10 protein-coding genes are annotated in these 13937 nt (G+C 74.9%); 2 read left to right on the forward strand and 8 right to left on the reverse strand.

The genetic code is table 11. From position 1 onward, the window contains the following. Nucleotides 1-25: 25 nt before the first annotated feature. The 4 genes from smpB to ftsE form a co-directional block, all read right to left on the reverse strand. Nucleotides 26-562, reverse strand: coding sequence for an SsrA-binding protein SmpB (smpB, locus tag IE245_RS06940; protein ID WP_051716858.1), 537 nt, complete (start codon nt 560-562; stop codon nt 26-28). 18 nt (nt 563-580) lie between these two features. Beyond that, nucleotides 581-1747, reverse strand: a complete 1167-nt coding sequence (locus IE245_RS06945; RefSeq protein WP_189945826.1) for a S41 family peptidase — start codon at nt 1745-1747, stop codon at nt 581-583. A 78-nt stretch (nt 1748-1825) separates the two neighbouring features. Continuing rightward, nucleotides 1826-2743, reverse strand: coding sequence for a permease-like cell division protein FtsX (gene ftsX, locus IE245_RS06950; RefSeq protein ID WP_189945827.1), 918 nt, complete (start codon nt 2741-2743; stop codon nt 1826-1828). A 21-nt stretch (nt 2744-2764) separates the two neighbouring features. Next, the gene (gene ftsE / locus IE245_RS06955) at nt 2765-3454 is read right to left on the reverse strand and encodes a cell division ATP-binding protein FtsE (protein ID WP_031008389.1); all 690 of its coding nucleotides are present in this window, start codon (nt 3452-3454) and stop codon (nt 2765-2767) included. A gap of 236 nt (nt 3455-3690) precedes the next feature. On the opposite strand from ftsE, the gene IE245_RS06960 reads away from it, so the two are divergent. Beyond that, nucleotides 3691-3873, forward strand: coding sequence for a hypothetical protein (locus tag IE245_RS06960; protein WP_189945828.1), 183 nt, complete (start codon nt 3691-3693; stop codon nt 3871-3873). Between the two features lie 86 nt (nt 3874-3959). Here IE245_RS06960 and IE245_RS06965 read toward each other — a convergent pair whose 3' ends face one another. The 4 genes from IE245_RS06965 to IE245_RS06980 all read right to left on the reverse strand — a co-directional run bounded on the left by IE245_RS06965 (nt 3960) and on the right by IE245_RS06980 (nt 9874). Further along, entirely contained in the window at nt 3960-5111 is a 1152-nt protein-coding gene (locus IE245_RS06965; protein WP_189945829.1) for a hypothetical protein, read from the reverse strand. 365 nt (nt 5112-5476) lie between these two features. Next, nucleotides 5477-6586 (reverse strand): peptide chain release factor 2, encoded by a 1110-nt coding sequence (gene prfB, locus IE245_RS06970; RefSeq protein ID WP_189945830.1) that lies wholly within the window; start codon nt 6584-6586, stop codon nt 5477-5479. An 83-nt stretch (nt 6587-6669) separates the two neighbouring features. Further along, complete coding sequence (locus tag IE245_RS06975; RefSeq protein WP_189945831.1) at nt 6670-7920, reverse strand: serine/threonine-protein kinase; 1251 nt, start codon at nt 7918-7920, stop codon at nt 6670-6672. Nucleotides 7921-8068: 148 nt separating this feature from the next. Then, nucleotides 8069-9874, reverse strand: coding sequence for a serine/threonine-protein kinase (locus IE245_RS06980; RefSeq protein ID WP_189945832.1), 1806 nt, complete (start codon nt 9872-9874; stop codon nt 8069-8071). A 615-nt stretch (nt 9875-10489) separates the two neighbouring features. Between IE245_RS06980 and IE245_RS06985 the strand changes: the two genes are divergently transcribed. Next, nucleotides 10490-13888, forward strand: a complete 3399-nt coding sequence (locus IE245_RS06985) for an FHA domain-containing protein (protein ID WP_189945833.1) — start codon at nt 10490-10492, stop codon at nt 13886-13888. Nucleotides 13889-13937 lie beyond the last annotated feature (49 nt).

Here is a 13937-nt window from a genome sequence, read left to right on the forward strand (position 1 = left end):
ACCGGCGGGCCCGGTTGCCAGCGTATTAACGTTCCTGGGCGCGCTGGCGCCGCTTCGCCGCCGCGATGGCGCGGGCGGTCTCGCGGGTGTCCTGCTTCTCCCGCAGCGTCTGCCGCTTGTCGTACTCCTTCTTGCCCTTGGCGAGCGCGATCTCGCACTTCACACGGCCGCCGAGGAAGTACAGCGCGAGCGGCACGATCGTGTGACCGGTCTCCGACGCCTTCTGCTCCAGCTTGTCGATCTCCGCCCGGTGCAGCAGCAGCTTCCGCTTCCGCTTCGCCGAGTGGTTGGTCCAGCTGCCCTGCATGTACTCGGGGACGTGGATGTTGTACAGCCACGCCTCGTGGCCCTCGATCTGGACGAAGCCGTCCACCAGCGAGGCCCGCCCCATCCGGAGCGACTTCACCTCCGTGCCCATGAGCGCCACGCCCGCCTCGTACGTGTCGAGGATGAGGTAGTCGTGGCGCGCCTTCTTGTTCTGCGCGATGAGCTTGCGCTCGGGCCCCTTGTCCTGGGCCTTCTTGGCAGGCTTGCCCTGCACGTTGACGAGTCCCTTAGCCATAGTGCGGTCATTTTCGCACTACGAGCCCCCTCCGAGGCCACTCAATACCGTGCGGGCCCGCTCCTCCGCCCCCTCCTCGGCCGGCAGGTCGGGCGCGATGCCGCGCCCGTCGACCTCGTGCCCGGCGGGGGTGCGGTAGTGACCGACGGTCAGCTCGGCGACGGAACCGTCCGGGAGGGCGCTCGGCATCTGCACCGAGCCCTTGCCGAAGGTCCGGGAGCCGACGGTGACCGCCCTCCCCCGGTCCCGGAGCGCGCCGGTGAGCAGCTCGGCCGCGCTCATGGTGCCGCCGTCGACCAGCGCGACCAGCGGCCGGCCCGTGTCGCCGCCCCGCTCCGCGTACACGGCCCGCTGCTCGCCCTCGACGTCGTACGTGGCGACCAGCCCGCCGTCGAGGAAGGCGGAGGCGGCGGAGGCGGCCTCGTCGACCAGGCCGCCGGGGTTGCCGCGCAGGTCGAGCAGGACGCCCGCGCCGGCCGGGGCGGTCCTGACGGCCTCCCGCACCCGGGCGCCGGCGCCCTTGCTGAAGGCGGCGACCCGGATGACGACGGTCCGGGCGTCGGGGCGGGTGACGGTGACGGGCTCGGTCGCGAGCCGTTCCCTGCGCAGGGTCTGGGTCCAGGTCATGCCGCCCCGCCGGATCCGGAGGGCCACCGTGGAGCCGGGCACGCCGTCGCCGCGCAGCAGGGAGACGACCTCGGAGGCGGACCGGCCGTCGGTGGCGATCCCGCCGACCGCGAGCAGCCGGTCCCCGACGCGCACCCCGGCCCGCTCGGCGGGGCCGCCGGACCGCACCCGGGTGACCCGGATCCCGTCGTCCGCCGCGCCGGCGGAGAGGCCGACGCCGGTGTAGGCGCCGTCGAGGGACCGCTCGAACTCGGCGTACTCCCGCCGGTCGTAGACCGCGCCCCAGCGGTCGCCGCTGCGGCTGACGAACTCCTCGGCGGCCTGCTTGCCCGACTTGCCGTCGGCGACGGCCTCGGCGGCGAAGCGGTGCAGGGCCGCCCGGTCGAAGGCGGCCCGGTCCCCGGCGCCGGTACGGGGCTCCCGCCCGGCGTCCTCCTCCCGGGGCAGTGCCCCGGTCGCGGCGCCGGTGGCGAGGACCCCGGCGAAGACGAGCGTGAGAACGGCCCCGCGGACGACACCGCGGGGCCGGAGACAGAGGGGTGCGCGGCCGGCCGGCATGGCGCCCACTCTAGGACAGGGCGGTGGCGCCGCAGGGGCTTTGGCCCGAGGACGCCATCCGCCGTCAGGGGTCTCTTCTCACACCTTCAGGTACTTGCGCAGCGCGATGAACGCCGCCACGGACGGCATCAGCAGTCCGATGACGATCACCAGCGGCAGCTGGGCGAGGACCACGTCCCAGCCGATGAAGTTCACCAGCGGCATCTGCTCGGCGAGGTTCAGACCGTGGTCGACGAGGAGGTACCGGCCGGCCACGAGCAGCACACAGGCGAAGGCGCCGCCGATGAGGCCCGAGAAGGCGGCCTCCATGATGAACGGCATCTGGATGTAGAAGCTGGAGGCGCCGACGAGCCGCATGATGCCGGTCTCGCGGCGGCGGCTGAAGGCCGAGACGCGGACCGTGTTGATGATCAGCATCAGCGCGATCACCAGCATCAGGAGCATGAGCGCGACCGCCGCGTAGTTGACGCTGCGCATCATGTTGAAGAGCGTCTCCAGGATGTTCCGCTGGTCCTGGACCGACTCGATGCCGTCGCGCCCCTCGAAGGCGGTGGCGACCACCTTGTACTTCTCCGGGTCCTTCAGCTTCACCCGGAACGACTCCGGCATCTGGTCCGGGGTGATGACGGAGGCGATGGCGGTGTCGCCGTACTGCTCCTGGTAGCGGCCGAAGGCCTCCTCGGCCGACTCGTAGTAGACGTTCTCGACGATGCTCAACTTCTTCAGATCGGCCTCGATCTGCTTCTTCTGCTCCGCCGTGACCGCGCCCTTGGCGCACTTGTCCCCGTTGGTCGCGTCGGCCTTGGTGCAGAGGTAGATCGAGACGTTGACCTTGTCGTACCAGTAGTCCTTCATCGTGTTGACCTGCTCGCGCATGAGCAGGGCACCGCCGAAGAGGGCCAGCGACAGGGCCACGGAGACGATGACCGCGAAGGTCATCGTCAGGTTGCGCCGGAGGCCGACGCCGATCTCGGAGAGCACGAACTGAGCGCGCATGGTGTTCTGGTTCCCCCGCCGTCAGTGCTGGTAGCCGTAGACGCCGCGCGCCTGGTCGCGGACGAGACGGCCCTTCTCCAGCTCGATGACGCGCTTGCGCATCTGGTCGACGATGTTCTGGTCGTGGGTCGCCATGACGACGGTGGTCCCTGTCCTGTTGATGCGGTCGAGCAGCTTCATGATGCCGACGGAGGTCTGCGGGTCGAGGTTGCCGGTCGGCTCGTCGGCGATCAGCAGCATCGGGCGGTTGACGAACGCGCGGGCGATCGCGACGCGCTGCTGCTCACCACCGGACAGCTCGCCCGGCATGCGGTCCTCCTTGCCGCCGAGGCCGACCAGGTCGAGCACCTGGGGCACGGCCTTGCGGATCTCGCCGCGCGGCTTGCCGATGACCTCCTGGGCGAAGGCCACGTTCTGCGCGACCGTCTTGTTCGGCAGCAGGCGGAAGTCCTGGAAGACGGTGCCGAGCTGGCGCCGCATGTGCGGCACCTTCCAGTTGGAGAGCCGGGCGAGGTCCTTGCCGAGGACGTGCACCTGCCCAGTACTGGCGCGCTCCTCCCGCAGGATCAGCCGGAGGAAGGTCGACTTTCCGGAGCCGGAGGAACCGACGAGGAAGACGAACTCCCCCTTCTCGATCTCCAGGGAGACTTCCCGGAGCGCGGGGCGGTTCTGCTTCGGATAGGACTTGGACACGTTGTCGAATCGGATCACGGATGCACCACGGTCGGCCGGGAGTAGGTGTGCGTGACCTTACGCGAACCGGGAAGCCCCGCGCAGTCGCGGTCCTGGCTTGTGTGCTTTATCCTTTTTCGCCCTCGGAGGCGGCGTGGGCCGTTTGCCGCCGGGGCGCGCCGGAACCTCGCGGAGCTGGCAGAGTGGTAGGGGGAACGTCCGGATGGTGTCGGCCGTTGTCCTGGTGTGAGCCCCGTGCGGGAGGAGGAGAGCGTATGGCCTACGACCGACTGGTGTGCGCAAACTGCGCGGCCCCGGTCGCCGAGGGACGCTGCCCCGTCTGCCGGGCCAGTCGTGAGCGCCTGACACCACAGGGCCTGTCCCCCGCGATGGTGCTGACGCTGGTGATCGCCCTGCTGGGCACGCTGGCGCTGCTGGCGGCGGTCCGCACGGTCTGAGCGGTACACGAGCCGGAAAGCGGAACGGCGAAGGGCCGGGGAGGAAGCCTCCCCGGCCCTTCGTCGTACTGGCGTCGTTACGCGGCTCAGGCGGCCGCGCCGCGACCGCCGGCCACCAGGCGCGGCAGGAAGCGGAAGCCGATGCCACCGGCGATCATGGTGGCGGCACCGATGATCAGGAAGGACGTCTCGGCCGCACCGGTCTCGGCGAGCTCCTCCTTGGCCTCGCCCTGCTGGACCGGCTGGGAGCCGGCCTGCTGGGTGTCGGTGTTGTTGTTCGAGCCGGTCGAGCCGTTGGAGCCGGTCGTGCCGGTCTCGACGCACTCGACGCCGTCGATGTCGACGGTGCAGTTGCCGGTGTCACCGCCGGTGGAGGAACCGCCGGTGGTGGAGGCACCGCCGTCGGTGGAGGAACCGCCGGTCGTGGTGGCGGCGCCGGAGTCGTTGCCCCCGTTGCCGTTCCCGTTCGAGCCGTTGCCGTTCCCGTTGGAACCGTTGCCGTTCGATCCGTTGCCGCCGTTGCCGTTGCCACCGTTGCCGGCGTCGGCACCGCCGTCAGCGGCGCCACCGTCGGCCGCGCCGCCATCGGCGCCGCCGTCGGCCGCGCCACCGTCGGCCGCGCCACCGTCAGCGCCACCATCGGCCGCACCGCCATCAGCGCCACCGTCGGCCGCGCCACCGTCAGCGCCACCATCGGCCGCACCGCCATCAGCGCCACCATCGGCCGCGCCACCGTCAGCGCCACCATCGGCCGCGCCACCGTCAGCGCCACCATCGGCCGCACCGCCATCAGCGCCACCATCGGCCGCACCGCCATCAGCGCCACCATCGGCCGCGCCGCCATCAGCGCCACCGTCAGCCGCGCCACCGTCAGCGCCACCGTCGGCCGCACCACCGTCAGCGCCACCATCGGCACCGCCATCGGCGCCACCGTCGGCCGCACCACCGTCAGCGCCACCGTCGGCACCGCCGTCAGCCGCGCCGCCATCAGCGCCACCGTCGGCCGCACCACCGTCAGCGCCACCATCGGCACCGCCATCGGCGCCGCCGTCCTGGCCCTCGATGTTGCCCGCAATGTCGTTGCCGTCGCCGTTGAGCGCGCCGACGGTCACTTCCAGCGTCGCGGCGTCCTCGCTGTTGACGGCCTGCGCGGCGCCCGCCGCGGTCAGGGACGCACCGGCGATGATCACGGCACCGGCCGCGACTCGCGCCAGGCGGACTCGCGTCTTGTTGGTCATCTGGTTGCTACCCCCAGTAGCTTCATCTCGTCATGGGGCAGCGCCAGGGGCCCCGGGCACGGGAAGCGACATGGTTACTGGACCTGCCCCCGTTCACACGCGCCCCAGATATGCGCATGCCATCCAGCCACCCTTCCGAGTTTCCGAAGCAGCGTCAAGGCCGTTGCGCGTGCGATGCCCGAAAGATCACCAGTTGGACGGCATGTGACGATGCAACTGTGACGTAAACCCGGAACTACCGGCTCTGCGGCGCCAGTTCCCTTGTCGACAAAGCGCTCCGCACGCCCTCGAACCGCTTGCAGCGGCGAACGCGCCGGGCCCCGCACCGAGAGGTGCGGGGCCCGGAAACGAACGCTGCGGGGCGGTTACTTCGCCTGCTCCTGCTGCTTGCGCCAGCGGATGCCGGCCTCCAGGAAGCCGTCGATCTCACCGTCCAGGACCGACTGCGGGTTGCCGACCTCGAACTCCGTACGGAGGTCCTTGACCATCTGGTACGGGTGGAGGACGTACGACCGCATCTGGTTGCCCCAGGAGCTGCCGCTGTCCTTGAGGGCGTCCATCTTGGCCCGCTCCTCCTGGCGCTGGCGCTCCAGGAGCTTGGCCTGGAGGACGTTCATGGCGCTCGCCTTGTTCTGGATCTGCGAGCGCTCGTTCTGGCAGGAGACCACGATGCCGGTCGGGAGGTGCGTGATGCGCACGGCGGAGTCGGTGGTGTTGACGCCCTGGCCGCCGGGGCCGGAGGCGCGGTACACGTCGACGCGGAGGTCCGACTCCTCGATCTCGACGTGGTCCGAGGACTCGACGACGGGGAGGATCTCGACGCCCGCGAAGGAGGTCTGGCGGCGGCCCTGGTTGTCGAAGGGCGAGATGCGCACCAGGCGGTGCGTGCCCTGCTCGACGGAGAGGGTGCCGTAGGCGTACGGCGCCTTGACGACGAAGGTGGTCGACTTGATGCCGGCCTCTTCCGCGTACGAGGTCTCGTAGATCTCGGTCGAGTAGCCGTGGCGCTCGGCCCAGCGCAGGTACATGCGCTGGAGGCGCTCGGCGAAGTCGGAGGCGTCGACGCCGCCGGCCTCGGCGCGGATGTTGACCAGTGCCTCGCGCTCGTCGTACTCGCCGGAGAGGAGGGTGCGGACCTCCATCTCGTCGAGCGCCTTGCGCACGGCGGTCAGCTCGGTCTCGGCCTCGGCGCGGGTGTCCGCGTCGTCCATCTCCTCGGCGAGGTCGAAGAGGACGCCCAGGTCGTCGATGCGGCCGCGCAGCGCCTCGGCCTTGCGGACCTCGGCCTGGAGGTGGGAAAGCTTGCTCGTGATCTTCTGCGCCGCCTCCGGGTCGTCCCACAGGGACGGGGCCGCGGCCTGCTCTTCGAGCACGGCGATGTCTGCCCTCATCTTGTCGAGGTCCAGGACGGCCTCGATCGACCCCATGGTCGAGGAGAGGGACTTCAGCTCTTCGGATACATCGACGACTGCCACGCGTCCAGCGTAACGGCTCCGGGCCCCGAGCCGAACCTGCGGCCGCCCGGCCTGTGGACAACCGATCCGAAAGGTGCCCCGGCCTAGGGCGCGGGCTGGGAGGTCGGGCGGGAGTCCTGCGGCGGGGTGCCGTCGCCGCCGGCGAGCGCCAGGTAGCCGCCTACGCCGAGCGCGGCCGCCGCGACGGCGGCCGCGATGCCGAGGGTGATCCGGCGCTTGCGGACGGCCCCGGCCTTGTTGCGGGCCGAGCCGGGCCTGCGGGCGCCGGCCGGGCGGGGGGCGCGGGCGGTGCCGTGCGGGCCGCCGGACAGCTCGTCGGGGCCCGGCACCCGCATGGAGGTGTGGGTGTCGCGGTGGGAGTCGGCGGAGGCGCCGGGCACCAGCGGGACGGCGGCGCGGCGGCGGCCGGTGTCGGCGGGCGCGCCGGCGGAGGTGGCGTGGGCGGGGTCCTCGTACGGCTCCTGGGGCGCGGGTTCGGCACCGGGCTCGTCCACGTCCAGCGGCGGGATGCCCTTGAGGAGCGGGAGGACGTCGGCGAGGCGGGCGGCCAGCTCGGAGGCGCGCAGCCGGGAGGCGGGGGCCTTGGCGAGGCACTGCACGAGCAGCTGCCACAGCTCCTCGGGGATGCCGGGGAGCGGGACGACGGTCTCGGTGACGTGCCGGCGCAGGACGGCGCCGGGGTGGCCGCCGCCGAAGGGGGTGAAGCCGGCGAGGAGCTCGTACAGGACGGTGGCGAGGGCGTAGATGTCGACGGCGGCGCGGGGCGGCAGGCCCTCGACGATCTCGGGGGCGAGGTAGTCGGGGGTGCCGATGATCCGGGTGGCCTTGGTGCGGCCGGGGGTGTCGATGAGTTTGGCGACGCCGAAGTCGGTGAGGAGGGCGGGGTGGGCGCCGCCGGGGCCGAGCGCGCCCTCCATGTCGAGGAGGATGTTCTCCGGCTTCACGTCCCGGTGGACGACGCCGGCGGCGTGGGCGGCGGCGAGGCCCTCGGCGACGTCCTTGACGATCGCGACGGCGGCCTCGGGGGCGAGGCGGCGCTCGCGGTCGAGGCGGGTGCGCAGGTCGGTGCCGCGGACCAGGTCCATGACGAGGGCGAGGTCGTTGCCGTCGACGACGAGGTCGCGGACCTTGACCACGCGCGGGTGGTCGAGTCCGAGGAGGGCGGTGCGCTCCTGCACGAAGCGGCCGACGAGCTCCTGGTCGGAGGCCAGGTCCTCGCGCAGCAGTTTGACGGCGACGGGCCCTTCGGGGCCCTCGCCGAGCCACACCGTTCCGGCGCTGCCCCGCCCGAGGATCTGGTGGGTGGTGTAGCGACTGCCGATGTTCCGTGCCAAGACTGCTCCCTCAGCGGCTGCGGTTCGCGTCAAAGTTACGCGTCCCGGGCCGCCGGACGTCACTCCCGGAGGGAAATCACCCCTCGGAAGTCGATAAATCGGCAGTACGACCGCGTTTCCGGCGGTCGTACCGCCCCGCTCCCCGGCCCTACTGGCCGGTACCGCCCGATCCGCCGGCTCCTCCGGAGGAGCCGGTGGCCTCCCCGATGGTGGAGATCCAGTCGGTGACGGTGGAGATGCCGTCGCCGATGGCCTCCCAGTAGCCCTTGCCCTGGGCGATCCAGTCCTGGAGCGGGGTGAGCTCCCAGACGAGCCAGCCGGCCACCACGAAGAGGACCACCATGATCAGGCAGCCCTTGAGGCAGCCGAGGCCGGGGATCCGCACCGGGTTGGCGCTCCGCTGGCGCGGCGGCCGCGGCTCGCGCGGGGCGGGCGGCTGGGGCTGCGGCCGCTGGGGCTGCTGCGGCCGCTGGGGCTGCTGCGGCTGCTGCGGCTGCTGCGGCTGCTGCGGCGGGGCGTACTGCTGCTGCGGAGGCTGCGGCGGGGCGTACGGCTGCGGGGCGGGCCGCTGGGGCTGCGGCGGACGCTGCTGCTGGTACGGCGGCGGCTGCTGGGGCTGCTGGTACCCCTGGGGCTGCTGCTGGTACTGCTGCGGCGGGGGGCCCTGCTGGTACGGCGGGGGCTGCGGCGGCTGCTGCGGGCGGCGCGCGGGGCGGCGGCGCAGCGGGTCCTCGCTGGGGTCCAGGTACTGGACCTGGGTCTGCTCGTTGCGGTCGCGGGCCGCGCGGAGCTGGGTCTGCCAGGGGTGCGGGTCCTCCGCCGGCGGGTTCGGCGGCATGGCGGGCATGACGGCGGTCGGGTCCGCCGCGCCGGCGAGGCCGCCCGCGGGCAGCACCGTGGTGGGGTCGCCGGCGCCGGCCGGACCGCTCGTGGGCAGGACGCTGGTGGCGGCGGCCGGGTCGAAGGACGCGGACGCGCCGGAGCCGGCGGGCAGCACCTGCGTGGGGTCCGCGGCGCCGGGCGCGCCGGGGACCTGCGCCGGGTCGGGGTCCGGCGCGAGGAGGGCGCCGACGCCCTCGGCGGCCTCGATCTGGGCGGGCGAGGAGTGCACGCCGATGCCGGCGGCGACCGTGCGCAGGCCGCGCGCCAGGTTGACGGCGCTGGGCCGCCGGTCGGGGTTCTTGCTGAGGCAGCGCTCGATGACCGTCCACAGGGGCGCGGGCACCGTGGAGGGGCGGCGGGGCTCCTCGCTGAGGTGCATGTGGAGGACTTCGAGGGCGGTGCCGCCGGCGAACGGCGGGCGGCCGGTGACCAGCTCGTAGAGCAGGATGCCGGCGCCGTAGATGTCGACGGCGGAGGTCTGCGGGCGGCCCTCGGCGGACTCCGGCGCCACGTACGCGGGCGTGCCGACGAACTCGTGGGTGCGGGTGAGGCCCGGGGAGTCGGCGAGGCGGGCGATGCCGAAGTCGGTCAGCATCGGGTGCATGGCGCCGTCCCGCTCGGCGAGCAGCACGTTGGCCGGCTTGAGGTCGCGGTGGACGACGCCGTCGGCGTGGCTGGCGGCGAGCGCGTCGGCGATCTGGGCGGTGAGCAGGGCGGCGGCGACGGGGGTCAGCGGGCCGCTCTCCCGCAGGTAGCGGTGCAGGTCGGGGCCCTCGACGAGGTCCATGACCAGGGCCAGGACGTCACCCTCGACGACCAGGTCGCGGGTGCGCACGATGTTCGGGTGGGTGAGCCGGAGGAGGACGGACCGCTCGCGCAGGAAGCGCATCACGATGTCCGCGTCGTTGGCCAGCTCCTCCTTGAGGACCTTGATCGCGACGGTCTCGCCGGGCTGGCCGGCCACGGCCGCCTCGGCGCCCGCCGTCTCCCGCTGGCGGGCTCGCCAGACGGTGCCCGTGGCGCCGCGGCCGAGCGGCTCCTCGAGCAGGTACTTGCTGCCGATAGGCCGCACGTCACGCGCTCCCTGCTGATCGTGGTCCTGGGTGGCCGGTGCCGCTCGGTGCGACCGAGCCGGGCCCCGGAGGCCTCTTGTCTTCTCTCTTGTGACCCGTCCGGGTGTCCGACCCACTCTAGTGCCGCCGAACGGGTCATCGGTCGGTCGTCCACAGGCGGATTCCCGCTGACGCGTGCGAACCGCCGGGTGTCCGCGGAGGGCCCGGAGGCCGACCGCCGGATGGCCGAAGGCTTTCCTTCCCCGCCCTCGCTCCGCGCCGCGATCCCACCCGGATCCCGGCGCGGACACCCACCCGGGTGGCGTCCGAACTTGTCCGGAAGAAGACGCTCCCCCGCCCCGGATGGTTGCCGCACCGGCCCCGCGCCCCAGGTCGGCCCGGCGTTTTCGCGTCACGCCGGAGGACCGCCGGCAACGGTTCAAGATCAATTCGGGGTGACCCGGCGGCAGGTTGTCGGCGGCAGGTGCGAGGATGCCTCCAGCACGTCGCGTCGGTGGGGCCGGGAGCCCCCGCGCCGTGCCGACCTGTACCGGGCGACGCGTCCGTGCCGGGTGGGGGGTGGAACGGGGCGGTCCCCTGCCGGGCACGTCGCGCAGAAGGGACCGCTGACGGCGATGCAGATCCGGCTGACCGTCCTCGCGCCGCACGCCGGCCACGGCGCCGGGCGCGCCTGCGACGTGCTCGTCACGGCCCCCGCGGGCACGGCGCTGTCCGCCGTGGCCTCGAACCTCGCCGCCGCCGTCACCGGCCCCGACACCGCCGGCGGCACCGGCACGCCCGTGCTGTACGCGGGCGCGGAGCGCCTGGACGCCCGCCGCTGCGTGCTGGGCGAGCCGCCCCTGGTGGACGGTGCGGTCATCGCCCTCCAGGCCCCCGACCCGGACGACCGGACCGACCTCGCCGCCGCCGGGTCCACCGCCCGGCTGCACGTGGTCGCGGGCCCCGACGCGGGCGGGGTGCACCTGCTGCACGGCGGGCCCATCAGGATCGGCCGCTCCGTCGAGGCGGACGTGCCGCTGGACGACCCGGACGTGTCGCGCGCGCACTGCACGGTGACCGTCGCGGGCGACGGCCGGGTCACCGTCGCCGACCTCGGTTCCACCAACGGCACGACCCTCGACGGCGCCCCCGTCGGCGACCGCCCCGTCCCGCTGCGCCCCGGGGCCCTGCTCCGCCTCGGCGAGTCCACCCTCCGCCTCACGGTCCCGCACGACGACGCCGGCCCCGGCTCCCTCCCCACCTCCCCCGACGGCGAGGGCCACCTGCGCGTCCCCCTGGCGGCCGCGCCCCCCGAGGACGGCACGGGCGACGGCGGCGTCACGCACGCGTGGGCGGGCCACGGCCCCGGGACGCCCCCCGTGCCCCCCACGGCCCCGGCCGCCTCCGAGACCTGGGCGGACGCCGGCCACGGGCGGGCGCGGGAGCCCGAGGGCGGCAACGGCGGCGCGACGCACGCCCGCGTGCGGACGGCCTCCCCCGACGACACCGACCCGTCCGGGCCGGTCACCCGCAGGACCGGCCGGCGCGGTCTCGGCGCGTGGGCGCGGCGGCTCGCCGGCGGCCGCGAGGCCGAGCCGGCGACCGGTGCCGGACCGTCCCCGGCCGCCACCGCGTCGCCCTGGCCCGCCGAGCTCCCCGGCGACACCGCCGCACCCGGCACCTGGCCCGATCCGGCGGCCGTCCTGCTCACGGCGCTCGGCCCGGGCCCCCGGCTGTGGGAGCGGACGCAGGACCACCCCGAGGCCCTGACGGTCCGGCTCGGCACCGCCGACCGCGCGGAGCTGTCCGGGGTGCCCGTCACCGTGGGCCTGCGCGAGGCCGGCTCCCTGGGCCTGGCGGGCCCGGCGGACCGCCTGGCCGGCCTGGCCCGGGCCGTGGTGGCCCAGCTGGCCGCCCTGCACTCCCCCGCCGACCTGGAGATCGTCCTCGTCAGCGCGGACCGCAACCGCCCCCTGGAGGAGCGGCGGCGCGCCTGGGGCTGGCTGGGCTGGCTCCCGCACACGCGGCCGGCGCACGGCCAGGACTGCCGGCTGCTCCTCGCGTACGACCGCGAGCAGGCGCAGGCCCGTACGGCCGAGCTGACCCGCCGGCTCGACGACGGCCCGCTCGGGCCGGGCTGGGCCAGCGCCGACCGGGCGGCGGTCGCGGAGGCGGCGGCGGCGTACACGGGCCCGGCGACGGTCGTGGTCGTCGACGGCGACCCGGGCACGGCGGCGCTGCGCGAGACGGTGGCCCGGCTCGCGGGCGCGGGCGCGGCGGCCGGCATCCACCTCGTCTGCCTCGCCGAGGCGCCCTCCGCCTCCCCCGCCTCGCCGCTCGCCGCGACGTACGAGACGGCCTGCGCGGCCTCCCTCGCCTTCCGCGAGTGCGGGGCGGCGGCGCTGCTCAGCGGTGACGTGGCCACGGCGCTGCGGCTGCTGCGGACCTCCGGCGGGCGGGTCGCGGGCCACGGCACGGTCGGTGTCGTGGACGCGGTCTCCGTCGCCTGGGCGGAGCGTTTCGGCCGCGCGCTGGCCCCCCTGCGGACGGACGCGACGGCGGCGGCCCAGGGCCGGTCGGCCGCGCTGCCGCTCTCCTCCCGCCTCCTGGACGAGCTGGGTCTGGCCCGGGCCACCCCGGCGTCCCTCATGGCCCGCTGGGCGTCGGCCGGCGAGGGCACGGCGATCCTGGGCGCGGGCCCGCGCGGCCCGCTCGCCGTCGACCTCACGGCGGAGGGCCCGCACCTGCTCATCGAAGGCCCCGCCGGCAGCGGCCGCACGGAGCTCCTCCGCGCCGTCGCCGCCTCCCTCGCGGCCGGCGGCCGCCCGGACCGGCTCGGCCTGCTCCTGGTGGACGGCGCGGGCGGCGAACGCGGCGAGGGCCTCACGGCCTGTACGGAGCTGCCGCACGTCACCGGGCACCTGGTGGCGTCGGACCCGGTCCGCATGCGGGAGTTCGCCCAGGCGCTGGGCGCGGAGCTGAAGCGCCGCGCCGAGCTGCTCGGCGACGGCGACATCGCCGACCTCCGCAGCACCCGCACCCTCATCGGCCAGCGCTCGCCGAGCCCCGCCGAGCAGCTCCCCGCCCGGGCCGCCGCCGACCTCGCCGACCGCCCCAGCGGCCGCACCCTGCGCACCGGCGCCGGCGCCGTGGGCGACACCGTCCCCGGCGCCCGCACCCCCTACCGGTCCCCCCGCGCCTCCGAAGAGCTCCCCGACACGCCCAGCGACCGCCTGGCCCGCGCCCCCCGCGCGGCGCACCCGGGCGCGGGCGACGTCCCCGGCACCACCAGCGGCCGTACGGCGTACCCGGGCACGGGGGACCTCTCCTCCCCGTCGGGCGGCCGGCTCGGCGGGCGGTCGGCGGGGGCCGCGGACCTGGGGGAACGGGCCGGCGGACGGACGCTGCGGACGGACGAGGGCCGCCCCGGGCCGCTGGGCGCGCGCGTGCCGCGCCCCGCGAGCGAGGAGGCCCACCTGGCCGCGGCACGCCCCGGCGCGCCCCGGCCACCGCTGCCCCGGCTCGTCGTGCTCGTGGACGACTACGACGCCCTCGTCGCCCCCGCCCTGGGCGCCCCGGGCCGGCCGGCCGCCGGGTCGGTCGTCCGGGCCCTGGAGGCGGTCGCGCGGCACGGCGAACGGCTCGGCGTGCACCTGATCGCGACCTCCGCGCGCCCGGACCGGACCGCCGACACGGACCTGGCGCACGGCGCCCGCCTCCGCGTGGTCCTGGACGCCCCGCCGAGCACGCCGGGCCCCGACGTGCCGGCGCCGGGCCGGGGCCGGCTCGGCCACCCCGACGGCCGCGTGACGCCCTTCCAGGCGGGACGCGTCACCGGCAGGATCCCGCGCACGGCGACGCTCCGCCCGACGGTCGTCCCCCTGGAGTGGGAGCGCATGGGCGACCCGCCCGCCCGCCGCCCGGTCCGCGAACTCGGCAACGGCCCCACGGACCTGGCCCTCCTGGCCAGCGCCCTGGACCGCGCGGCCCGCTCGGTCGAAGCCACCCCCATGCCCCCACTGACCCACGCCTGACCCCGCACACCCGCACGCCCCAACGAACAAGGCATCCGACGCACACCGG

The sequence above is a fragment of the Streptomyces roseolus genome (assembly GCF_014649855.1).
GTDB classification, from domain to species: Bacteria; Actinomycetota; Actinomycetes; order Streptomycetales; family Streptomycetaceae; genus Streptomyces; species Streptomyces roseolus.